The following is a 23080-nucleotide window of genomic DNA, read 5'->3' on the forward strand; positions in this document are numbered from 1 at the left end:
GTGCCTTAATTCAGTTACGATTAATTAGCTTATTTTTTCAGATTCATCGACAATCGATAACGCTACTTCGCTGAGTTTGGCATTGTATTTACGCGCGTGATGTGCACAGAACATTAATTGTCCGGATGCCATATCAACACGTACGTATGCTTGTGCTCCGCATGCATCGCAACGATCAGCTGCTGTGAAGGTTGAGCGTGTTGTTTCTTCAGTTAGTGTTGTCATGTTCTCTATACTCTCATGCTTGCTTTGTGTAGGGAACTCACAGTCGCTAACTTTCGCAGCCGGCAAAATCATCGTATTGTTGAGCCTGTTACGGAGGCTATCTATGACATACGCAGTATTAGACGTTGAAACGACAGGTTTGGATCCAGATAGTGACAATATCATTGAAATCGGCATAATACTTTTAGACGAGGCTCTAGAGCAAGAGGGTACGTTCCACCGCCTTATTCAGCCCCGCAGAGCTGTCTCGGCACAACACATTCATCACATTAGTGATGCGATGCTAGCACAGGCACCATCTTTTTCAGAGATAGACCAGGAGATAATCAGCATTCTCGATGGAAGAATCGTAGTTGCTCATAATGCTATGTTTGATCTGAGATTTATAAACGCTGAATTCTCACGTACTGCTAGCCCGGCATTCATTCATCGCAAACATGCAGTTTGCACTATGGATCAATCGCAGATTTATTGTCCGCCTGGCTCCCATTCGTTAGTAGGCTTGGCCACACGACTCGGCATAGAGGTCCCAGTTGCCCACCGAGCATTGGCTGATGCGTTAACGTGCTCGTATCTTTTCAAGCATTATTTTTGCCAAGAACAACAGGGTCACCGCTATACGTCTCGTGCCTGCAATCGCCAGGGTGAAACCGTCCTACCTTGTGAGTGGGAGCGAGCAACCCCATGGGTTGCTCGCTCCCAATCAAACTTAATCTAGGTAATCGCGCAATACTTGCGAGCGTGACGGATGCCGAAGCTTCGACATTGTCTTCGATTCAATCTGTCGAATACGTTCGCGTGTCACCCCGTAAACTTTTCCAATTTCGTCTAAGGTCTTTGGCTGCCCGTCGGTCAGACCAAAACGCATCGAAACCACTCCAGCTTCCCGCTCAGACAGAGTGTCTAGTACCTGGTGCAATTGCTCTTGTAACAACGTAAAACCGACAGCATCAGCCGGAACAACAGCTTCTGAATCTTCGATGAGATCACCAAATTCAGAGTCACCGTCTTCACCTAGCGGCGTATGGAGCGATATTGGCTCACGCCCATATTTTTGGACCTCGATTACTTTATCTTCAGTCATATCAAGCTCGTGGGCAAGCTCTTCAACTGTTGGTTCACGTCCCAGATCTTGCAACATTTGTCGCTGAACTCGAGCCAGTTTATTAATAACTTCCACCATATGGACAGGAATACGAATTGTGCGAGCTTGGTCTGCCATAGCACGCGTAATAGCCTGGCGAATCCACCAAGTAGCATACGTCGAAAACTTGTAGCCCTTGGCGTAATCAAACTTTTCAACAGCACGAACTAAACCAAGGTTGCCTTCCTGGATAAGGTCAAGGAAGAGCATTCCACGTCCGGTATAGCGTTTTGCGAGTGAAACGACCAAACGGAGATTAGCCTCAAGCAAGTGATTCTTTGCTTTATGCCCATCACGCGAAATGATCTCCAATTCACGCCGACGTCGAGCGTCTTCAATAGATGTTGTATCAAGAATGTGCTGTGCAAACAATCCCGCCTCAATGCGTTTTGCCAGCTCGACTTCTTCTTCTGCGTTCAGCAACGCTACTTTTCCGATTTGTTTGAGATAATCTTTGACTGGATCTGCAGTAGCTCCTGCAACGTGTACGCGTTGCACCGGCTCATCTGTCTCATCAGAATCGCGAACTATGTAGGCACCCGACCGCTTAGCAGCCGTTTCTTTGACGTGTTCTTGATCATCATCGGCATCATCAGCACTTGACTCAGCTTCGTCGTCTTCCTCGTCGACATCATCCTCTGACTCATCGTCTACTACAACGAGATCTTCAGCTTCAAGGTCCACTTCTTCTTCATCATCGAGAGAAACTGGCTCATCAGGAGTTTGGATTGATTCTTCAGTACCTTCTTCAGAATCTGCAACCTCATTCTTAGATGGCTTAGAATCGGATTTATTAGCACTATCTTCTTTCAAAGCAACATCAAGTTTCCCGCCAGCAGATGAATTCGATAACGTCGCTGAAACAAATTCGGAAATCTCTTTAATGTACGTCGCTTTAACTGCTTTAGAAGGTATAGACAGGCCTAGATCTGATGCGATAATTTTCAGTTCTGACACCCGATGCTTAGCAAGCTCCTCAGTATCTAAATACATTTGGAGTTTTTCAGATGGACGGGAAGAAACAGCCACGTGGTACCTTTCGTATGGAGGCAAAAGCCAATAAGCCTTTACATTATAGCCCGACTATCGCATTTGAACTGCATCGGGCACACCTGTAGAACACTAAATCGGTAGATTTTATTCCTAAAATCTCACAAAATTCAGTAAAATGCTACGTTTAGTGCGCTCTATTCACTGATCGGATCACGCATAATCAGTAATTCGCATGGCGCATCGACAAGCAGTTTTTGGATCTGCGACCCAAGCTGATATGACCCGTGAGAAGGCTTGGGGGCAAGCGAGATAATGATCAAACTAGCATCATTAGCCAATGCAGTCTCACGAATCTTGGTAGCTAACTCGCACCCATCCAGACGGGTAACAATATCAAACGCAATGTCGACCTGTTCTAATTCGTCTGTGATCAAATCGACATTTTTATCAATCTCGTCCTGCGAACATTCGTCCAAGACACTCGAAAAAAGTACAACAAGCGATGTGTCGCGATTCTGGGCTAAGGTGATTCCTCGTCGAAGAATAGGGTTAAACCGGTCTCCCCGACCAACGGGCACAACAATGCTCATACAGGGACTCCTCCACTTTTATGGCATGGTGACGAATATCTACATGTCTGAATCTACCTTTATTTGAGTGGAATCACAATTTCCAACATGACCTCGATCATTTATTCATCCACGGGGGCAAAATGCGCGCACTAATAATTGCCGATATTAGCTGTGCCATTCTGTATGAAGGATCTGACTTAAGAGATAACTGAGCGGCCGTCATCGCTTGTTCTGTTTCTCCTATCCACCAATAAATATAAGCGATTGTCCCATATGCACAAGGAGAATCATCCGCTGAAAAGCTCCCACAAGCATTGAGAATATCAACCGCAGCTCGTGCCCGATGTGGTAAGGCATAACTCATCGGCGCCTCACGCATTAGCGAGTAGCAATCTGCCCACGCCACCGGATCTGAAACCTTGCGTCCAGTTATTACCCATAACAAAATCCGGTCTCGAATTTGAGCGTCATGCAAAGTCGCATTAAGTTTCCCTATCCGTGTCATTCCGCCTAAAATTTTGACCGCAGAGCTAGGTGATAGCGCGCGCGGATCATGGGCTATCTTAGCCAACGAATTAGTCCACAACCGTTGTCCGTTCAGGTCCTGAGCGTTATTGCAATATTGTTTTTCGACGTCGATACATTTTTGACGTCGTCGCAATGCAACGCGAGCCCACATGCCTCCAATACGGTATGTATCATCCAAAAGAAGCTCACATGCAAATGGCGTTTCGAGTAAATTCTGATACGGTCTGGCATTTTCTATAATTAGGTGGTCTTCTCTACTTTGCACTTGTCCCCAGATATATTTATTTGTACACAAGAAATAAATGGGGGCTACACGAGCCGGCTGCATTTTCTTCACAGTTTCTCGTAGTCTGCTTAATAGAGCGAAGAAAAAACTCTCCAAACCCGATCTTAGGTTAAGTTCATCGAGGTTTTGAGAAATCCAACATAAGCATAAAGCATCTGGATTCGCGTCAGCTACAAATTCAACCAAGTCATCACAAGCACTACTCGGAGGAAGTGAGTCAGTATCTAAATCTAGCCGCGCGATTGCTGATAGTACGTAATTATTCTGATGTTGTATTAAATGACAGACTAGAACAGCATTAGTGACATCCGTATGGAGCATATGTGGAGCTAAAAGCAGGCATTGAGATGGATCAGTAATAACATGTGTTTTCATACATACAAGTGAATCAACTACCTTGCCCGATGAAGAGCACAGATTTGAATCTGTGGAAAGTTTTGTCACTAGGCACATTTGTGGACAACCCGGTAATCTAGCTGTATGCCTCTCACAGATTTCCGAGCTAATGTTTCAGCACGATTAGAAGCACTACTAGCAGCTACTCCTACTTTCATAGCTGATGGCCGTGACCAATCACTGTTTGACGAGTTTGTACATTCGGCGCAGTTACTAGGCGCCCACGGAAAACGCACTCGAGCTTTGTGCGTGGCGGGCGGCTTTGAGGCTATCAACAGAACCGACGACGATCTGCCACTAGCTGCAGGAGTTGCCGTTGAGTTATATCAAATTTCAGCTCTGATACATGACGACATAATTGACTCAGCAGATATCCGTCGCGGTGTTCCTGCAGCCCATCGCCTTTTCCAGTCCCTCCATACTCAGCAATCTTTCAATGGAAATGCAGAACTATTTGGCAAACACGCAGCCCTCCTGTTAGGCGACTATCTATTGTCGCTCGCTGGGGAAGAGTTCGCGCGTCAAAATTCATCCCCGCAGGCGTACCGCACAGCTTCCGCTATTTTTCACGCGATGACTGCTGAAACAGCTTTCGGACAGTATATGGATATGCGGGCTGAATACACTGCTCTTGCTGACATCAACGCCAATGCAATCAATGATGCTTTCTTAGTTTTATTACATAAGTCTGCGCGGTATTCAGTCGAGCTCCCCGTGTTACTCGGTGCTGCGCTCGCTGGAGCAGACGAAACTGAACTTTCCAGACTCTCTGCTTTTGCACGCCCTCTGGGCGAAGCTTTCCAGCTTCGAGACGATGAATTAGGCATCTTTGGAAATCCTAGTCAAACAGGCAAACCCGCAGGAAGCGATATTCAAGAAGGCAAACGTACTGTTTTAATCGCGTTAACTCGAAGCATGTGCACTGAGCATGAGCGCGCTTTTGTCGATTCTTGCCTTGGCTCGCGTTTATCTGAAGAAGATGTCGAAAAGATCAAATCTATTATAACTTCTTCCGGTGCATTCTATGCCCACGAACAACTTATTAAAAAGCGAGAAGAACAGGCTATGCTAGCCCTTCCATATGAGGCACCTATCCTGAATAATCTTGCAAAGAGTCTTGTAGGACGACGTTGGTGATACTAAAAAGCAAGGCTCTGAATAGCACGCCGTACTGCGTGAATCTTACCTTCATGAAGTGCTTGTAATGGAGAAGCCTCCAATTCCTCATTCTCACGGAGCAACCAACTTAACGATTCTTCGCTAGAAAAACCAGCGTCATGCAAAGCGACAAGTGTTCCACGCAGAGATGGAAGAATAACTACCTGGCCGTGTTCTTCGGCCAATAAAGCAGAGTTAATTGCCCATGCACGATGCTCGCCACGACGAATTGCAATAAGTTCGCGGCGCTCAATAGCTGATCTCACTTCCCTTTGAGGAACGCCAAGTAGATCAGCTGTTTCCGGGATAGACAACCATTTATCGTATACAGGTTCATTAAACACGCGCCTATGCTAGCTAACAAAATGGAAAAATGAGTGGCGACACGCAGGAAAATCCGATAATCTCAATTATAACAATTTCATCAACTACATCATGATTAACATATTTAACAGATGTAACTCTCCTGGAGGATCTATGTCCACATGGAAGGCGCGCTCGAACGCCGCGCTAGCGACAGCTACTGCTGTTACTCTTCTTGCCCCGACAGTTGCGCATGCAGCTAGCACACCACTTAACGAAACAACACGTTTAAATCCGGTAAAAACTCATGTTCCAGCGAAACCATTGACTATGACCTACCAAGTGCGACCGGGCGATACAGTCTGGGGTATTTCACGACGCACTGGCATTCCGATGGCCGAAATCATCCAGGCAAACAATCTTGGACCTACAGCGCTAATCCGTATTGGTCAACGCCTTCAACTTCCGGCACAAACTCCTGTGATTCGTGATGTCACGCCGACAACGACTCAGGCTACCTCTACTCCATCACCATCAGCATCCAACTATGTTGTTCAGGCTGGTGACACTTTGGGCACAATTGCTCAGAGGTTCGGTACAACTGTTGCCGACCTAGTAAGTAAAAACAGCATCAGCAACCCAAATTTGATCTTTCCCGGGCAAAAACTAGTTATTTCAGCAGATTCGCTGGCCCCAGCTCCTGCACCAGCCCCTGCACCAGCTCCTGCACCAGCCCCTGCACCAGCCCCTGCACCAGCCCCAATTACTCAAAAAACTCCTCAAAAGCGTCTAGTGGAAAATAATTTCCCAGGCTACACATACGCCGATGAAGTTGTTGACGCGGCCAATAGCAACAAAAATACTTTAGTAACTCGCCAGCTTCCGTCTCGTGCCGAAATGCAACAAATAATCCGTGAAACTGCTACTCAGATGGGTGTGGATCCGCGGCTGGCACTTGCTCATGCTTACATTGAATCTGGTTTTGATGCCAGCGCTGTATCACCAGCAAACGCAATCGGAGTCATGCAAGTCATTCCGTCGTCTGGAGAATGGGCAGGCACTCTAGTGGGACGAAAACTCAATCTGCTTGATCCACGTGACAATGTTGTTGCTGGCATTGCAATTATCCGCTACCTGCATAACTCCGCGGATAATTTTGACCAAGCCGTAGCTGGCTACTATCAGGGTCTCGGCGGGGTGAAACGGTACGGAATGCGGCCTGACACAGTAGCATATGTAGCTAAACTCAAAGCAGCAATGGAGCGTTTCTAAGAGCATTGCCACACCGACACGCAAAAGCCGGCCACCCACGTGACCGGCTTTTGCCGATATTCTAAAAGATGTGAACCAAGACCCACTGCTTAACATCCTCATTGAGGACCGCTATCAGATCATTTCTCGTCTCGCCCGTGGTGGCATGGCGAGCGTTTATCGTGCCTACGATAAACGCCTTGACCGTAATGTAGCAGTGAAAATTATTCATTCGCATTTGGCCGAGCAAACAGATTTCGTTGAACGCTTTATTCGAGAGGCACGCTCAGCAGCTAAGCTTTCCAGCCCCCATGTTGTGAATGTTTATGATCAAGGTGTTGCAGAAACTCCGCTCGGAGATCTGCCCTATCTTGTCATGCAACTTGTTCCTGGTCCAGATTTGCGTTCACAATTGTCAGCTCATGGTTCACTGCCTATAGGCATGGCGCTAGAAATTGTACGACAAGTTTTACAAGCTCTAGCCACCGCTCATCATGCAGATGTAGTTCACCGCGATGTAAAACCGGAAAATATCTTGTTGGATCAGCCGCTAGATACCACCGCTGTCTTGTCTCAGCCTTCGATTCACGCACAAGTCGCTGACTTCGGATTAGCCCGTGCGGCTTCCAGTTCTACACAGACCTCAACAGTTCTAGGAACAGTTGCATACCTCGCCCCAGAACTTATTTCAGCCCGCACTGCTTATCCAGCAACCGACATATACGCAACCGGCATTATGCTCTATGAGCTCATTGCTGGACACCTACCCTTTGCTGGAGAGACGCCAATGGCGATCGCACTCCAACATTTGAATGATGATGTTCCGGTACTGAGCGATTTAGCTGACTGGATGCCAGCAAGTATCGATTCAGTTATTCGACTGTTCACTGCCAAAAATCCTCAGAAACGTCCGCAGAACGGGCAGGCTGCGCTCGACGCGCTCGAAGATGTGGTTGAGTCGATCCCATCAGATACTGCCATTCGGCGAATCCCAGTTTTTCCAGAACGCAAGCACGAACCGTCTCCTCAGTCGACACAACATCTATCTGCGCAGACCTTGCCAGAACCGGTTGCTACGACGCAAAAACTTGCGACTCTTACTCAGCCAGATCCGGAACCGCCGACGACGCCGGAACCCCGCCGTCGTCGGAAATGGCCACTATTAGTTGGTATTCTGTTGATTCTAGCGACGATCGGGGCATCTGTTGGATGGTATTTCCTTTATGGCCCTGGCTTACGAGTAACTATTGCTAATGTTTCGAACCTGACCGTATCTCAAGCACAGAGTGCTCTTAAAAAACAAGGATTCTCAGTAAAGATCGATCATCAGTTCTCAGATACTATTGCCAAAGATAGTATTATCGGAACAAAGCCAGCTGCCGGGACACGCATCCACCCAGATTCTATCGTCACAATCAATGTGTCTGACGGAATAAAGCATCTGGTCGTCCCTAAAGTTGAGGGCCTAACGGCAGCCGAAGCCGAAGCTGCTATCAAGCCTATTGGGTTTGAGAAAATCGAACATACCTCTGACTATTCTGACACAGTAGAAAAAGGAAAAGTTATCTCGCAGTCTCCAGAAGCTGACTCATCTGTACCTCACACCTCTGTGATTACCTATGTGTTATCGGATGGTCGAGCGCCGGTCAAGATCCCAGATCTGAGTGCAGTGAGCAAGTCAGAACTAGAGAGCACTCTGGATGAGCTCGGTCTGAAGCTCGTCATGACGGAAGAATACTCGGACACCGTTGAAGAAGGAAAGGTAATCTCTCAATCACCAGCTGCGGACACCGATGCGTTCCGACTAGATGAAGTACACGTAGTAGTTTCGCGCGGGCCAGAACTTGTCGCTGTTCCTAATGTTATTGGCAAACAGGTAAACCAGGCAAAACAAATTTTAGAAAGTGCACAATTCAAGGTCCGAGTAGAAAAAATCCTAGGCGGCATTTTCGGAACAGTACGCCTTCAAGATCCCGGAGAAGGCACCCAAGCTAAGCGCGGCGCCACAATCACAATCAGTGTTGTCTAGCTAGAGCTTGGCCTGCAGTAAATGCCACGTGCAAAAGTTGACGTGGATTCAGTCGCGGATCTACTAATGGTTCATCCACAATATGATCCCAGCCAGCATTCTCCTGACTGTCTGCAATCTCAGTTACGTTGTACCCTGAGAATTCGATATGGAGTCCGCCAGGGATAGCCGCCGATTCTTCACAGATATCAAAGAATTTGTTGATCTCTGCGAGAATATCGGCCATAAAACGAATCTTGTGTCCTCGGATTGTTCGGGTATTGCCGTGCATTGGATCCAGCATCCACGAAACTGGCCTGCCGTCGTCACGTATTGCTGCAAATAGCGGTGGCAAGGATTCCTCAATGCGTGAAGCACCCATGCGCGGAATAAATGTTAGTCTTCCAGCATGGCCTTCGGGGTTTAACTGGTCAACGATGTTTCGAACATCATCTGCCGTGGTGGCAGGGCCGAGTTTAACACCGATTGGGTTTTTGACAGAAGCCGCATACCGCATCTGTGTACTACCGGTATGCCTGGTTCGTTCCCCAATCCATAACATGTGTGCCCCGGTGTTCCATCGAGAGGAATCGGTCAGTGCCTGCTCGAAAAACGGGAGCAGCGCCTCGTGCGATACATATATCCGGTCAGAGAGCGAAGTAAACTCTGATGTTCTAACAAGAGCACTAAATTCTTTATATTCTGGAGTTTGGTAGGCGGAGCTGTTCCAATTATGCGCTTGATCGAGACTCAAAAAGTTTTCTGATTCTAATTCACGCACATAGCGATAAGCCGTCTGTGCTGACTCAACAGCTTGAATAAGACGCTGTGGGTCAGGCGTACGGCCTTGGGTGGTAAAAACCTGCGAATTGACGGCGTCCCCACGATATGAAGGAAGTGTGAGACCTTCTCGCTCTTCATAAGCATGCGAACGTGGTTTGGCATACTGCCCTGCGATCCTTCCGATCGGGATAACGACGCGATGGCTCAGCTGACTAATAATGTAGCTTGTCTGTATCAGCGATCCGATTTTTGCACGGACATGGTATCTAGTAGCATCTGAAAAACGTTCGGCGCAATCCCCGCCTTGTATCACAAAAGCTTCTCCGCGAGATGCACGTGCGAGCTGAGTCTTTAGCGATTCAACGTCGTGCGGGTCAACGATACGAGGAAATCGCTGAATATGCTCAATGGCTGCCGTCACTTGAACAGGATCAGGGTACACCGGCAGGAAGTCGTCGTGTTTAGCCTGTTTTCCCATTCGCCTATCTATTCTACGTTCGCGCGTTTCTCAGAATGAATGTTGGCCAGCCTTCACGCGGAGAAGGCCGGCCAACATAAAACGTGTAGCTATTACTTAGCTGGCTTTGGCTCCCATTCCTGGCCAATAGCATCCATGACTTCATGGAACCATGGCTGGGAAACATCGAATGCCTTGTGTCCAGCAATGCGCTTGAAGTCAATTGCCTTCAGGGTGTCATTGTCTTCCTCATCGTGGCCGATCACGCCGGAGACGCCTTCTTGAGCAGACTTGACAGCAAGTTCAACCATGGACTCGATAAGTTCGAGATCCTTCGGGTTTGATGCAGCTGAACGTGAGAAGTATCCGGACTTCTGAACCATAACTTTTTCTGCGCCAATAATCTTAGCAAACTGGTTGGCGAACCACTGACCAGGATTAATGGTGTCAAGCTTAACGTGACCAAATGGATCGCGTTCTACCTCAATACCGTCTTCTAGTAGCTCTTCAATGATTTCATCTACGCCCGCGCCTTCGGACAAGAAGATATTGACATTGCCTTGCTCATCCATGATCTTACGCAAACGGGATCCTTCAACATCAAGGTCGAAAGTAATTTCCGGAATGTAGAGAGCGTGGACATCCCAACGTTCTTTGGACAGTCCTGCTGATGGAACCCATTCTTGTTCATTGAGCCACTGGCGGTAATACTGTGCGGTTTGTGCAGTAAGGTAACCACATGCGCGCCCCATAACTTCGTGGATGATCAGCATGCGCGGGTTGGAGCGGTGCTCACCAATAACATTCTGGGCAAACTTCGAAGCTTGTTCAGCCGCTGTGTAGGCACCAAGAGACTGACGAATTGGGACAATATCGTTATCGATGGTCTTTGGTAGACCAACAACAGTCAGCTCGTAATCGTTTTCATGCAAGTAAGCTGCCAGATCAGCAGCGGTGGTGTTTGTATCATCGCCACCAATTGTGTGCAGAACGTCCACACCATCTTTGCGGAGCTGTTCAGCAGCAACTTCGAGCGCATTTTCGCCTGGCTTGATCAAACCGCGTTCCACAAGATTCTGGGAATTGGTGAGCTTAACGCGTGAATTACCAATCGGCGAGCCACCAAACTTCTTCAGCGTGGCAGCATTAGCACGTGCTTCGTCGTCGAAAACAATGAAGTTTCCGGTGAGCAGACCGTGGTATCCATACTGGTAGCCGATAATTTCAACTTCCGGCATTTCCTTGGTGTAATGCTCAATTAAACCGCCTACTGCGGTGGACAGGCATGGTGCGAAACCGCCTGCGGTAAGAATCGCGACTCGACGGATAGACATCCGTATCCTTCCTCTCATGTGTGGGGCGGGCTACTCCCGCTTCTCCTCCTATTAGTCTACCGGTTGTAAGGTAGGACCATGGAACGTGAAGATAATGATTTGGGCAACCTTTCTGGTTGGGATGCCGATAAAGAGTGGCAAAGTTTTATTTCACTCGATAATGGGACCAGGCGACGCGGCCCACGCGATTGGTCCTCGCCAGAGGCCGATATGGACTTTGATGCCGCCGATTTGCCTACGGCAACGCCTCAAGCCCCCGCGAGTTTTCCGCGATTAGCCGTGGCTTTATGGATTTTGTGTACGCTGGCAATACTGGTCTGTTGTGCTGGCTTCTTCGATGTTATTTCCCTTCCGCGTACTGTATTTATTAGCGCGGCAGTCCTGGCGTGCGTTTGTGCAGCTGGTGGGGTAATCGCGCATGCTCCGAACGAGCGAGATTTTGACGACGACGGGGCACGGATATAGTGCACTTGAAAATATGGTGGAGGCTCGGCCTAAAGTACATGCTATGAAGATCATGCCAGTTACTGGACAACGTATTGACACTGACCGCGGCGTCATCCATCGTCGTGGGGAACAATTATCTGCCTGTGAACAGCTGTGTTTCGATGATTTGGGTCTTACTCTTTCTGAGGTTACATTCTTGGTTGTCGACGTCGAAACAACTGGCGAAAAACCGGGGCTACATGCGCTAACTGAAATAGGCGCGGTAAAAGTACGTGGCGGTGAGGTCCTCGGCGAGTTTAGTTCACTTATCAACCCGGGAATCCCTATCCCGGTATTTATTTCTCGACTCACCGGTATCACAAACCTTAAGGTAGCCACCGCCCCGAAACTCGATGCTATTTTGCCACTATTTATCGACTTTGTCGGTTCTGACCCAGACCTAGTATTTGTTGCACACAACGCGGCTTTTGATCTGGGACATTTACGAGGCGCTGCTGAAGCTTTAGAGCTTTCTTTTCCAAAACGCAAAGTTGTTGATACGGTGAAATTAAGCCGGCGGGTTTTCACTCGTGAAGAGGTACCAAATCATAAGCTCTCGTCCCTTGCCCGTTTCGTCCAAGCTACCACTTCCCCGTCTCATCGCGCTCTTGACGACGCCCGCGCTACGGTTGATGTCTTTCATGCTATTTTGGCCCGGTTGGGCTCGCTTGGTGTCACACATCTCGATGACTTGTTGGTGGCTCACTCACGGGTACCGGGAAAACGTCGGTTAAAAGCTCATCTAGCTGACCAGATCCCTGCGTTGCCGGGGATATACAAATTTATTGGTCCCAACAACGAGATTTTATATATTGGGACATCCAAGAACTTATATAAGCGTGTTCGATCCTATTTCACTGCGGCTGAAAAGCGACGCCGAATTGGCGAAATGGTGGATCTTGCTGTCCGGGTTGACACTATTGTCACGAAGACTGTTATTGAAGCGCAAATCCTTGAAATTAGATTAATACGGGACTTAGAACCACCCTACAACAGGAGGTCGAAACCACGGGCTCGATACTGGCTGAAACTTACTGACGAAAAGCATCCTCGCCTAACGGCGTCTAGAGTTGTTACCTTCGATAATCTTGATGTTTCATTAGGCCCTTTCACCAAAATGGGAAATGCAAAAGCCGCTCTGGAGCTGATTAATTCGTACACCAACCTACGCACATGTGCACAGGTTTTGCCTAGCCAACCAGACGGCAGACCTGCATGTCATCAAGCGGAGTTAAAACTGTGCGATGCGCCTTGCCAGACCGGTATAGAACAAAAGATGAGCTACGAAAAAGTAGAACGAATTTTGCGCGGGGATGTCGATGATATCTATCTCTATAGTCTCAAGCGAATGAAGGAACTATCAGCAAGCGAACGGTTTGAGTATGCTCAGCGGGAGCGCGATCGAATATACGCTCTCGTTGGCGGTGCACGTGCGCAAGCGCTCATGAAACCACTCATCCAAGCTGGGCGTATTATCGCTGCATCGCCTCATGAGCAACAAGCCGATACTTGGGAAATAGTTACCACGGATTACGGTCAGCTGGTTGATTCGACTATCGTAGTCCACGCTAATGAAGTTCACACCTACGCTGATTCATACAACAGCCAGCATCCGTTGTCTGAGCCGCCTGAACGACCGTTCGCTGAGGTAACCACTGATGAATTACATTGTCTTTCTTCATGGCTGTGGCGCGATTTAGTTCGGATTGTGTACGTAACTCAGCCCGAGAAATTAGCTACGCGAGTCTCGAGTTCACAAAAAATTATGCTCCCCGATATCGTTGGCGTCGACCAGGCGATGTGAGAAGCATAAAAGAAGTTAAACTCAATGCACGCTATGAAACTAATTCTTTCACTGTCACGGAAAGCTCAGTCGCGTTGATTGGATAAGGTAAAATAGCTTCTGGACGCGCAACTCGTGCTAGCCACTCATCTTGTGGCCGGGCTATGAGGACAATATACGGAATGTTTTCGTTGATTTCATCCCGTACCATTTTTCCTAAACCGATTCCACCAAGCTTTGGCGTCTCCGCATCTAGTATGAGCAAATCAAAGGACTGACCAGCTTCTTCTGCATCTTTAATCTTCAGAATAGTTCCGTCCGGAGTTGCGCCTTCTATCCATTCAATCGGCGTCTCTTGGCCACGCACCTTGCGTCCTACTGCGCGTTTAACAGATTCACGCACATCACGATTATCTGAATAGACCAATACTCTAACGTGCGAGCCCATGTCCACCTCCGGGGAGATTACTATCTTTAATTCTCTCTTAAGTCTACGTCGTTTCGGAGCTCTGAACTAATCGAGTGAGGCACCGAGTATTTCACTCATAGGAATAAAGCCCGCCAATATAGGCTAAAAATATGCATAATAGAATATGTACATCGGACTTAAGTCCCTCACGAAATTACCGGAGGTCGAAATGACAATTTATACTCTTCCTGAACTTCCCTACGATTATGCAGCCCTTGAGCCACATATTTCAGGAAAGATCATGGAACTTCATCACGATAAGCATCATGCAACGTACGTGGCCGGCGCTAACACGGCAGTAGAAAACATCAAAGCAGCGCGCGAAGCTGGTGACTTATCGAAAATCAATCAGCTATCAAAGGATCTCGCATTCAATCTCGGCGGACACACCAACCACACTATGTTCTGGCAAAATCTCTCCCCCAATGGTGGCGACGAACCAGAAGGCGAACTCCTCGAAGCCATCAAAGATTCCTTTGGCTCGTTCGCTAACTTCCAGAAGCATTTCACAGCTGTAGCTCTCGGAATCCAAGGATCTGGTTGGGCTGTTCTAGCTTACGATACGTTGGCAGGCAAGCTTAATGTTTTCCAGATGTTTGATCACCAGGCCAACATCCCATCATTCATTGTGCCATTGTTTATGGTCGATATGTGGGAGCACGCTTTCTACCTCGACTATCTAAATGTCAAGGCAGACTACCTCAAGGCAATTTGGAACATTGCTAATTGGGAAGATGTTGCTGCTCGCTTGGCCCGTGCCCAAGAGCACGCCGCAAAGCTCATTCTTGGCTAAGAGAAAGCTTTTAAAAAGGTTGGCTCGACTAATTTAAGTCGAGCCAACCTTTTGTATCGGATTACTTATCGATACCTAGAATATCTACGACGACAGCCAAACCTTGCTTGTTGTCGTCACTTTCCGGACCCTGTGGCGGCGCCATGACTAAAACACGTGATCCCACCGGGATACCCGTTAATCCATCAAAGATAGAGCCACCACCAATAGTGGATAGGAACGGGCCGGCTTTACCGTAACTGGTTTCCGACTTTGAATTATCGATTAGTGACATCGAATATTGCATATAAAGTCTCGAGCCCTCTCCACCAACTTCTGGACCACTACCGCGTGCGATAACGGTTGTGGAAATTTCAGTCGGATTCGCAGTCCCCTCTTTAACTTTGACAGTCACGGGTTGGCCTAGCTCTCCTTCAATTTCCACGGGAAGAGAAGCCGGATCTGCTTCTGGAGTTGCATTTGGATCGCCAGCTTGATCCCCGCCGAAAGCATCGAGAATCTCTACATAGAAAGCAATCGTATCGTCTTTACCGATACCCGCCTGAGCATTTCCTCCAGCTGGTCCGTATCCTAGTTTGGACGGAATCGAGAGAATAACCTTTGCTCCAGATTTCAGTCCAGACAGTCCCTGAGTCCACCCCGGGATAACTCCCTGGAGCGAAAACCCTGCTCCGCTACCACGTGAAAAAGAAGAATCGAACGGCTTTTCATTGCCCCAGACCTGTCCCACATAATGCGCAACAACAAAGTCAGTTTCTTCGATAACTCGTCCTTCCCCCTCATCTAAGACAGTTTTTTGTAGTCCTTCGGGCGGGTTAGAATCTGGAAACTCCAAGTGGGTATCCTTGCCATCTATTTTAACTGTTGGCATTTCAGTTCCAGCTGCCTGCTGTTCAGTTTTCGACGCTGAATTAGCTGCCGAGTCAGAGCATCCAGTCAGTCCCAGTAGTACCGCTGCACAAAGAGCGATAATGGATCGTTTCACGTATTTTTCTCCTTTATATAAATAAAGTGTGTGGACGCCTCAAAGGACGTCCACACACGAGCACTTGTCAGTGGAAAGACTCACCGCATGCACAAGAACCTTGCGCATTAGGGTTATCGATTGTAAATCCCTGGCGTTCAATTGAATCAGCAAAATCGATTGTTGCTCCTTCAAGATAAGGAACCGACATCCGGTCAACAACTACTTCAACACCATCAAAATTAGCAATGGCATCGCCGTCTAGTAGCCGCTCATCAAAATAGAGCTGATACATTAGCCCCGAGCAACCACCAGGCTGCACTGCCACTCGTAACCGGAGATCATCACGACCCTCTTGTTCCAGTAAAGACTTGACTTTCGCTGCGGCCACATCAGTAAGGCTTACAGCATGTGTTGCAATTTCGCTCATCGTTTCCTCCATCTAACACATAGACAAGCTCAAGACTAACGGCTCTAGCTATCTCGTTCCACTGGATACGCTGAGAGCTATGCGTCCCATCCCCATGTTGTTGCCAATCGAACAGTTAATTCAGTAATCCCAGTTAAATCAATGTCAGAAAGTCGATATAAACCATGTATGCCTAAGCCCGGAAGCTCACCCCGCACAATTTGTGTACGTGCAGTTACTACAACGAAAGGTGCCCCTACCCGTTGCGCATATTCAGATACCTGGATTAAACCGCGCGGCACATGAAGCTCTAAACTGTTTGTAATATATACATAAAGATCAGCCGGTTGGGTGGGTATAGTAAGATCTTGTCCCAATAAATCGAGCTTGGCATTCAACGTATGGAACATTTTACCTAAGCCACCACCAACGCCATCAAAAACTTGTTGGTGTCTCATCTGCCGTCTCGACATAGTGAGATTATGTTGACTCAGTGCCCGGTCTAGCCGGTGTGCTATGTCCGTGGCTGTCGAATTAAAATCTTGGGCCGTACACGCATCAAAACCACACTGTTGCCATATCCTTCCAATCCCATCTGGCCCATGCAAAAACTGATCATGGGGATATGTAATATAAAGACTCATGTTCCCTAGACGGGATCGGGCTAAAGTAACAGCCTGCTTTAGAGCACCATCGGTCATATTTTTTTCGAAGCTGATGCCAGATAGTACACTCAGCATTCCCAGACCTAGATCACTATGATTCATTAGCGCAGGGAGATGAATGTGCACATTCGATACATGATGCTCAGCTAGCCACAGCAGATCTTCTGCTAAGAAAGCTGAAGATCCCCGAGGATCCCCATTTCCGTTCCATGTGGCAGCTTCAGCAAGGTCGATCAGTGCACGATCATCAGTCCTAGAGATCCAAATAATTCGGCCGGGACCAGATCCATGACGGCGTTCAACAGCTTCTGCCTGGCCAACACGGTGGCAAAAAACATTGGCTAGCCCAGTACCAACATGCGCAACATTTTCACCATCAGAATTCAAGCATATGTCTATCTCATCTGTTGGCCTAGACTGATTCCAACTCGATGCGAATGCCCGTGCCACGGCGTCCGGTTCATTTCCCGGAAGCGCCGTGGCAACACATAAAACCCGCACTTAATTCCCTAAACGTGACAGCGTCAGAGCTTCCGCCACAATTGCATTACGGAAATCTTGAATATGTAATGACTCATTAGCTGAATGAGCACGAGTATCCGGATCTTCTATTCCGGTTACTAGGATCTGTGCCTGCGGGAATGCCTTTGCTAAGTCAGCGATGAACGGAATAGACCCTCCTTGACCAATACTGACAGGTTCAACACCCCATGCTTCTGCCAGAGCCTTACGCGCGATCTCGGTCGCTTCTGTTTCAGCACCAGCGAGGAAAGCTGATCCTGCTTCGGACAACGTGACGTCAACATGGGCGCCAAATGGAGCGTGCTTGCGCAAGTGATCGGCAAGCATCTGCGCAGCTTCGTGCGAGTCTTGGCCTGGTGTTACTCGCATGGACAACACAAATTTGACTGACGGAAGAATCGTATTTGAAACTGCCGCGACTGAAGGAACATCCATTCCAATCACCGAGATAGCTGGCTTGGTCCACAACCGAGAAGTAAACGATCCGGAACCCGCTAATTTCACGCCTTCCAAAACTCCGGCATCTCGCCGAAAATCTGCTTCTGGATAGTCAACATCAGTGTCATCTTCCTGAACAAGGCCTGATACTGCAACATTGCCGTCCGCGTCATGCAACGTTGAAATCAGCCGCGATGCAACGGTAACCGCATCAAGAACTGGGCCACCAAAGAAACCAGAATGTACGGCGTGGTCAAGCACCTTAACTTCAACCTGCATCTGGACAACGCCACGCAACGACGTCGTTAACGCCGGAGCTCCAGCCTTCCAATTAGAAGAATCCGCGACGACGATCACGTCTGCGGCAAGTTGTTCCCGATAGGTATTGAGAAAATCAACGAAAGTTGGGGAACCAACTTCTTCTTCGCCCTCAATAAAAAGCCGAATGCCGACGCCCGGATCTGCAGCTTCGATAGCAGCTAAATGGACCAAAACTCCAGCTTTATCATCAGCTGTGCCACGACCATACAATCTGCCATCGCGCTCTACTGCGACAAATGGCTCCGACTTCCATTCAGCCACATCGCCAACTGGCTGCACATCGTGATGTGCGTAAAGCAAAACGGTTGGCTTGCCCTCCTGAGCTGGACGTGAAGCCAGAATCGCTGGTCTTCCTACCAGCCCGGATTCGGTATGTAGCTGAATCACCTCGGTATCTAGCCCTAATTTTTTCGCTCGTTGTGCTATCCATTGAGCCGATTCAAGCATCGGAGCTTGGTCAAAAGAAGCAGACGAAATCGACGGAATAGCAACAAATTCTGTCAATTCGTTGAGGATTTCAGGCATGGCGTCATCGACGCGAGAACTAATTAATTGAGTATTCATACCCACTAGCCTAGCGCGTATTTGCCCGTTACCCGGTAAACTAGCAATGGAATTTCATTAATTGTGAAGGAAGTTTTGTGTTCGGTCAGAAAAAAGACTCTGTTCAAGAGCCGACTAACGTCGCATCGGAGACCCTAGCAAAAGGCCATGTACCAAGCAAAGGCACTCCAACTCCACGCCGGAAGGACGTTGAGCGTGCTCATCGTCGGCCACTTGTCGCTGCAAGCGCTGCCTTAACGAAGGAAGAAAAGCGTAAGCTCAAGGCTGAGAATCGCGCAAAGAGCAATGAACTGTACTACAAGCAACAAACAGCTATGCGTACTGGTGATGAAAGAAATATGCCGCCTGCTCACCGTGGAAAAGTCCGTCGTTGGGGCCGGGATTATATCGACGCCGCGAACCCACTGGGTCAATGGTTTATGCCAATGGTTATCCCGTTGCTACTGCTCGCAGCATTCATGTCCTACTGGCCAGTCGCTGCCTTCTGGGCAACCATCGGAGTTTACGCCATTTTCCTCATTATGGTGATTCAGCTCGTATGGATCGTCCGCAACGCAAAGATTCTGGCCGTGTACAAGTTCGGCAAGGATGAGATTCCATCGGGTTTCTCAATGCAGATGTTTTCTCGTGGTATGTACATGCCACGGTGGCGTCTGCCTTCACCGCAGGTTAAGCGCGGCGAGTATCCCTCAGGTTCGACTGCTGCTGATCTGAAAGCTGCCAAAGCTGCTAAGAAGGGACGCTAGTTTCTCACATCTATGTAAAACGGGGCTAAGTCAGAGGTTTTTCTGGCCTAGCCCCGTTAACATATAGACATGACTAATTTTGAAATTTCAGCACATCTTGATATTCACGCTAATTTAGCGCTCGCCGTGGCAAAGAAAGACGATTCGCTCGTAATCGTGTCTCCGGTACCGGACGATTTCGCAGCCAACGTTGTTCAGTCTTTGACCACGATTGGTTTTGACGCAAAAGCGTTGTCGACGACGACGATCGTTAACCCAGCCGACTCTTCGAAGATTGTTTTAGCTGTTGGCCTGTGCGAAGAGCATGCAACTGAATCGTTGCGCCATATGGCAGGTGCAGCAACACGTGCCACTGCAGGCCATGGTTCCCTGACAATCAGTTTCCCGCATGAAACTGCTCAACAAGCTGGCGCAATTGTCGAAGGCGCTGCTCTAGGAGCATACGTTTTCGACGCTTACAAGAAGCCAGCGAAAGAGCCAGTAGAATCCATCGTCGTCGTTTCTGATCATACTGACGAAACGATTCGGGATCATGCTCTAGTACTTGCAGAAGCGGTGAATGCGGTACGAGATCTCGAAAACACCACACCTAATTTCTTGAATCCAGTTACCTTTGCTGACCATGCTGTGAAAGTTGCCCAAGCAGCTGGCTTGAATGTTAAGGTTTACGCGGACGAAGAGCTTGAAACCGAAAAACTTGCTGGCTTGCTCCAAGTGGGTCGTGGTTCGGCATCAGCTCCACGTCTTGTGCGCGTCGAATATAAGCCGGAAAATGCTGAAGGTTTCACCGCTCTTGTCGGAAAAGGTATTACTTTTGATACCGGTGGCTACAGCTTAAAGCCATCGTCAGTTATCACCGATATGAAGACTGACATGACCGGTGCAGCTACCGTTCTCCACGCAGCAATTGCAGCCGCAAACCTTGGCATTAAGCGACATGTTGTTGCCTGGCTATGCTTGGCTGAAAATATGGTCTCTGGTTCTGCTGGCCGGCCAGATGACGTCATCGTTTACCGTAACGGCTTGTCTGTAGAGATTAATAATACGGACGCTGAGGGACGCCTTGTCATGGCGGATGGACTTATCATGGGCTGCGAAGAAAACCCAGATGAAATCATCGACATTGCCACCCTTACTGGCGCACAAATCGTAGCACTTGGCAATCGTACTACTGGCATTATGGGAACAGAAACCGTCCGGGATGCAATCGTTGCTGCCGCCAACGAAGCTGGCGAACCTGCTTGGCCTATGCCATTGCCTGCTGAATTGCGCTCGTCACTTGACTCCGATTGCGCAGATATGAAGAACTCTGGTTCACGCCCTGGTGGAATGCTTGTTGCTGGCCTATTCCTGAAGGAATTCGTTGGTGATACGCCATGGGCACATATCGATATTGCTGGCCCGTCGTTCAACCACGAGGCAGCTTGGGGTTACCAACCAAAGGGTGCCACCGGTGTCATGCTTCGTACCTTGGTTGAGCATCTTGCTCGCTAAGTGCCCAACTTGCTAAGGAAAAAGATGGTGGCTATCAACTTTCTGATAGCCACCATTTTTTAGAAAAACTCAATATTCATCAGCAATATCGACAGCTTAGCGCCTCGAGGCTCCCGGATTGTTTAAGTTCCATTCTCTCATTGACCGGGGATATCCAGTACGAGCAACGTCATATAGCGGGATATCAAGTTCTTGAGCTAACGCTATTGCGTCTTTCCAGCTAGGAACTTTTCGACGGGTCCATTCACCATCACGCGCGACGAGAACAATTGATGATGGGTCCCGCGGGGTTTCAGCCTCATAATACGCTTCAACTTCCTCTCGCGTAACACAAAAATCTTTTAGATAAGCAGTTGTTTCCCGACGTGCGTGACGTGAGTTGTTCTTTTTTGAGCTCTTAAAAAACCATGCCATGGAGCTCATTGTACGCACATCATATCTGCAATACATCTAAAGCAAGGCCGACGCACATCGTTTATAACGTAATGTTGATAACGCAGATTTTCTTCACAAGAATGAGCAATATCTCGTTCAAAGTGGGACAATGTACCTAAGGGGTCTGGGAAACCAGCACCTAAATGCCAACTCGAGGGAGAGGTAAGTGTCAGACACTCAAGAATACGACGTTGTTATTCTCGGCGCCGGATCCGGCGGATACGCTACGGCTATGCGCGCCGCACAACTAGGACTTTCGGTTGCTTTAGTAGAAGGCGATAAAGTCGGCGGAACATGTTTGCACCGTGGCTGTATCCCAACCAAAGCTTTACTCCACGTTGCCGAAGTTGCCAACGAAATGCGCGAAAGCGCAAATATCGGCGTTAGAGGAAACTTTGAGGGCATTGATATGAATGCTCTTAACGCTTATAAAGACGGCGTCATTGAAAAAATGTTTAAAGGTCTCACCGGTCTCATCGATTCACGAGGCATCGAAACTGTCCACGGATGGGGACGGTTGATCTCTCAAGATACTGTTGAAGTTAACGGACGCCATCTCAAGGGCAAGAATATTGTCCTCGCCTCTGGCTCTTATTCCAAGACAATTGGTCAAACTATTACAGATCGAGTTGTCACCTCCGAGCAAGCACTCAAGCTTGAGCACGTTCCAAACTCCGTCGTCGTCCTAGGCGGCGGCGTTATCGGTGTAGAATTTGCTTCTGTTTGGGCTTCTTTCGGCGCAAACGTAACCATCATTGAGGGTCTCGATCGACTTGTCCCGAATGAGGATCCAGCAATTTCCAAGATGCTCGAGCGTCAATTCCGCAAGCGGAAAATCACGTTCAAAACAAAGACTATGTTTGATCATGTTGACGAAGACGAAAACGGTGTGCACGTCTTTACCCAAGACGGTAAACAGTATGACGCGGATATGATGCTGATCGCTATTGGTCGTGGTCCAGCAACTCAGAACCTCGGATACGAAGAACACGGTATCAAGATGGAACGCGACTTCGTCATCACTAACGATCGGTTACACACCGGCGTCGGCAGCATCTATGCCGTCGGTGATATCGTTCCTGGCGTACAGCTTGCACATCGTGGATTCCTTCAAGGTATTTTCGTCGCTGAGGAAATCGCCGGAATGAACCCGAAGGCCATTGACGAAAACCTTATTCCTAAGGTGACCTACTCGGATCCAGAGATCTCCTCTGTTGGACTCACCCAGCCCAAGGCAGAAGAGAAATATGGCAAAGAAAACGTCGAAGTCGTTGAGTTCAACCTTGCTGGCAATGGCAAGTCCCAAATGCTTGGCACAACTGGTTTCGTGAAACTCGTCCGTGAGAAGAACGGTCCGATCGTTGGCTTCCATGCTATCGGTGCTCGTATGGGCGAACAAGCTGGCGAAGGCCAACTCATGGTGTCATGGGAAGCATTCCCTGAAGACTTCGAGGGTCTTATCCACGCCCATCCAACCCAAAATGAAGCAGTAGGCGAAGCAATTCTTGCTCTCGCTGGCAAGCCGCTCCACACCCACAACTGAGACAAGGGAG

At 48.4% G+C, this 23080-nt stretch carries 23 protein-coding genes; 10 read left to right on the plus strand and 13 right to left on the minus strand.

Features of this window, described 5'->3' with window-relative positions; genetic code table 11:
* Window positions 1–24: 24 nt before the first annotated feature.
* Entirely contained in the window at window positions 25–225 is a 201-nt protein-coding gene (locus BLT51_RS07410; RefSeq protein ID WP_091281721.1) for a DUF7455 domain-containing protein, read from the minus strand.
* Between the two features lie 103 nt (window positions 226–328).
* On the opposite strand from BLT51_RS07410, the gene BLT51_RS07415 reads away from it, so the two are divergent.
* Entirely contained in the window at window positions 329–943 is a 615-nt protein-coding gene (locus BLT51_RS07415) for a 3'-5' exonuclease (protein WP_157672962.1), read from the plus strand.
* Here the strand turns inward: BLT51_RS07415 and BLT51_RS07420 are convergent.
* The 3 genes from BLT51_RS07420 to BLT51_RS09210 form a co-directional block, all read right to left on the minus strand.
* A complete protein-coding gene (locus tag BLT51_RS07420; RefSeq protein WP_091281725.1) occupies window positions 935–2398 on the minus strand; it encodes an RNA polymerase sigma factor in 1464 nt (487 codons plus the stop codon). The two genes, BLT51_RS07415 and BLT51_RS07420, sit on opposite strands and share 9 nt — an antisense overlap.
* 158 nt (window positions 2399–2556) lie before the next feature.
* A complete protein-coding gene (locus tag BLT51_RS07425) occupies window positions 2557–2952 on the minus strand; it encodes a universal stress protein (RefSeq protein ID WP_091281728.1) in 396 nt (131 codons plus the stop codon).
* 97 nt (window positions 2953–3049) lie between these two features.
* Window positions 3050–4123 (minus strand): DUF4192 family protein, encoded by a 1074-nt coding sequence (locus BLT51_RS09210; protein ID WP_172801339.1) that lies wholly within the window; start codon window positions 4121–4123, stop codon window positions 3050–3052.
* 105 nt (window positions 4124–4228) lie between these two features.
* Between BLT51_RS09210 and BLT51_RS07435 the strand changes: the two genes are divergently transcribed.
* Window positions 4229–5281: a polyprenyl synthetase family protein gene (locus tag BLT51_RS07435; RefSeq protein WP_091281735.1), complete on the plus strand. Its 1053-nt coding sequence runs from the start codon at window positions 4229–4231 to the stop codon at window positions 5279–5281.
* A gap of 2 nt (window positions 5282–5283) precedes the next feature.
* On the opposite strand, the gene BLT51_RS07440 is transcribed toward BLT51_RS07435, so the two are convergent.
* Complete coding sequence (locus BLT51_RS07440) at window positions 5284–5646, minus strand: Rv2175c family DNA-binding protein (RefSeq protein WP_091281736.1); 363 nt, start codon at window positions 5644–5646, stop codon at window positions 5284–5286.
* 133 nt (window positions 5647–5779) lie between these two features.
* Here BLT51_RS07440 and BLT51_RS07445 point away from each other — a divergent pair, with 133 nt between their 5' ends.
* On the plus strand, window positions 5780–6877 hold the full coding sequence (locus BLT51_RS07445) for a LysM peptidoglycan-binding domain-containing protein (protein ID WP_172801340.1): 1098 nt from the start codon (window positions 5780–5782) through the stop codon (window positions 6875–6877).
* A 70-nt stretch (window positions 6878–6947) separates the two neighbouring features.
* Entirely contained in the window at window positions 6948–8885 is a 1938-nt protein-coding gene (gene pknB / locus BLT51_RS07450) for a Stk1 family PASTA domain-containing Ser/Thr kinase (protein WP_091281741.1), read from the plus strand.
* On the opposite strand, the gene BLT51_RS07455 is transcribed toward pknB, so the two are convergent.
* Together BLT51_RS07455 and BLT51_RS07460 are read right to left on the minus strand one after the other, a co-directional pair.
* Complete coding sequence (locus BLT51_RS07455) at window positions 8872–10125, minus strand: 3-deoxy-7-phosphoheptulonate synthase (protein WP_091281743.1); 1254 nt, start codon at window positions 10123–10125, stop codon at window positions 8872–8874. The two genes, pknB and BLT51_RS07455, sit on opposite strands and share 14 nt — an antisense overlap.
* A gap of 92 nt (window positions 10126–10217) precedes the next feature.
* Window positions 10218–11438: a pyrophosphate--fructose-6-phosphate 1-phosphotransferase gene (locus tag BLT51_RS07460; protein WP_091281745.1), complete on the minus strand. Its 1221-nt coding sequence runs from the start codon at window positions 11436–11438 to the stop codon at window positions 10218–10220.
* 78 nt (window positions 11439–11516) lie between these two features.
* Here BLT51_RS07460 and BLT51_RS07465 point away from each other — a divergent pair, with 78 nt between their 5' ends.
* Window positions 11517–11903 (plus strand): hypothetical protein, encoded by a 387-nt coding sequence (locus BLT51_RS07465; RefSeq protein WP_091281748.1) that lies wholly within the window; start codon window positions 11517–11519, stop codon window positions 11901–11903.
* On the plus strand, window positions 11857–13728 hold the full coding sequence (locus BLT51_RS07470) for a DEDD exonuclease domain-containing protein (protein WP_091281749.1): 1872 nt from the start codon (window positions 11857–11859) through the stop codon (window positions 13726–13728). Before BLT51_RS07465 ends, BLT51_RS07470 begins: the two co-directional genes overlap by 47 nt.
* A gap of 31 nt (window positions 13729–13759) precedes the next feature.
* Here the strand turns inward: BLT51_RS07470 and BLT51_RS07475 are convergent, their stop codons facing one another.
* Window positions 13760–14110 (minus strand): response regulator transcription factor, encoded by a 351-nt coding sequence (locus BLT51_RS07475; RefSeq protein WP_172801341.1) that lies wholly within the window; start codon window positions 14108–14110, stop codon window positions 13760–13762.
* Window positions 14111–14345: 235 nt separating this feature from the next.
* On the opposite strand from BLT51_RS07475, the gene BLT51_RS07480 reads away from it, so the two are divergent.
* Window positions 14346–14969: a superoxide dismutase gene (locus BLT51_RS07480; protein ID WP_091281753.1), complete on the plus strand. Its 624-nt coding sequence runs from the start codon at window positions 14346–14348 to the stop codon at window positions 14967–14969.
* A gap of 61 nt (window positions 14970–15030) precedes the next feature.
* Here the strand turns inward: BLT51_RS07480 and BLT51_RS07485 are convergent, their stop codons facing one another.
* The 4 genes from BLT51_RS07485 to BLT51_RS07500 form a co-directional block, all read right to left on the minus strand.
* Window positions 15031–15954, minus strand: coding sequence for an FKBP-type peptidyl-prolyl cis-trans isomerase (locus BLT51_RS07485; RefSeq protein ID WP_091281755.1), 924 nt, complete (start codon window positions 15952–15954; stop codon window positions 15031–15033).
* 67 nt (window positions 15955–16021) lie between these two features.
* A complete protein-coding gene (gene erpA / locus BLT51_RS07490) occupies window positions 16022–16363 on the minus strand; it encodes an iron-sulfur cluster insertion protein ErpA (protein ID WP_372443427.1) in 342 nt (113 codons plus the stop codon).
* 77 nt (window positions 16364–16440) lie between these two features.
* Window positions 16441–17508 (minus strand): hypothetical protein, encoded by a 1068-nt coding sequence (locus tag BLT51_RS07495; RefSeq protein ID WP_091281760.1) that lies wholly within the window; start codon window positions 17506–17508, stop codon window positions 16441–16443.
* A complete protein-coding gene (locus BLT51_RS07500) occupies window positions 17509–18852 on the minus strand; it encodes a dipeptidase (RefSeq protein WP_091281762.1) in 1344 nt (447 codons plus the stop codon).
* A gap of 77 nt (window positions 18853–18929) precedes the next feature.
* Between BLT51_RS07500 and BLT51_RS07505 the strand changes: the two genes are divergently transcribed.
* Both BLT51_RS07505 and BLT51_RS07510 read left to right on the plus strand, forming a co-directional pair.
* On the plus strand, window positions 18930–19598 hold the full coding sequence (locus BLT51_RS07505; protein ID WP_157672964.1) for a DUF3043 domain-containing protein: 669 nt from the start codon (window positions 18930–18932) through the stop codon (window positions 19596–19598).
* Window positions 19599–19667: 69 nt separating this feature from the next.
* The gene (locus tag BLT51_RS07510) at window positions 19668–21092 is read left to right on the plus strand and encodes a leucyl aminopeptidase (protein WP_091281766.1); all 1425 of its coding nucleotides are present in this window, start codon (window positions 19668–19670) and stop codon (window positions 21090–21092) included.
* Between the two features lie 96 nt (window positions 21093–21188).
* Here BLT51_RS07510 and BLT51_RS07515 read toward each other — a convergent pair whose 3' ends face one another.
* Entirely contained in the window at window positions 21189–21506 is a 318-nt protein-coding gene (locus BLT51_RS07515; protein WP_091281768.1) for an oxidoreductase, read from the minus strand.
* A 187-nt stretch (window positions 21507–21693) separates the two neighbouring features.
* Here BLT51_RS07515 and lpdA point away from each other — a divergent pair, with 187 nt between their 5' ends.
* Window positions 21694–23070, plus strand: coding sequence for a dihydrolipoyl dehydrogenase (gene lpdA, locus BLT51_RS07520; RefSeq protein ID WP_091281770.1), 1377 nt, complete (start codon window positions 21694–21696; stop codon window positions 23068–23070).
* Window positions 23071–23080: the final 10 nt, after the last annotated feature.

The organism is Arcanobacterium phocae (genome assembly GCF_900105865.1).
GTDB classification, from domain to species: domain Bacteria; phylum Actinomycetota; class Actinomycetes; order Actinomycetales; family Actinomycetaceae; genus Arcanobacterium; species Arcanobacterium phocae.